General features: G+C 68.2%; 1 protein-coding gene. It reads left to right on the plus strand.

Translation table 11 applies throughout. The features are described from left to right. A partial coding sequence (locus IMZ11_RS44145; protein ID WP_228649724.1) for an amidase family protein occupies positions 1 to 447 on the plus strand: 447 nt, incomplete at both ends.

Raw genomic sequence — 447 nt, forward strand, 5'->3', positions numbered from 1 at the left:
GCGGTGCTCGGTCCGTTGGGCAGGCACGCCGACGATCTCGACCTGGGCCTCGACGTCATTGCCGGACCGGACCGTGACAACAGGGCGGCCTGGCGGTTGGACCTGCCGCCCTCGAGGGCACAACACCTCCGCGAGTTCCGGGTCGCGGCGTGGCTCGACGACTCCTTCTGTCCGGTCGACCGCGAGCTGGTCACCGCCATGGAGTCAGTGCTGACGGCGGTGCGGTCCGCGGGCGCGGTGGTGGAGGAGCGCAAAGGGCCGGTCGGCCTCGAGGAGACGATGGCGCTCTACCGGCCATTGCTCATGGCCCAAAGCGGGTTGATCGAACCGGACGAGTCCTACGCAGCACTCGTCGAGCTCGCCACGGCAGAACGATCAGAAGGGGCGGAAGCCGGATTCGCCTCGCAGATAACGGTTCGCTTCCGCGATTGGCATGGGCTCGACGAG

Origin of the sequence: Microtetraspora sp. AC03309, from assembly GCF_020826795.1 — a bacterium.
Classification (GTDB): Bacteria; Actinomycetota; Actinomycetes; order Streptosporangiales; family Streptosporangiaceae; genus Microtetraspora; species Microtetraspora glauca.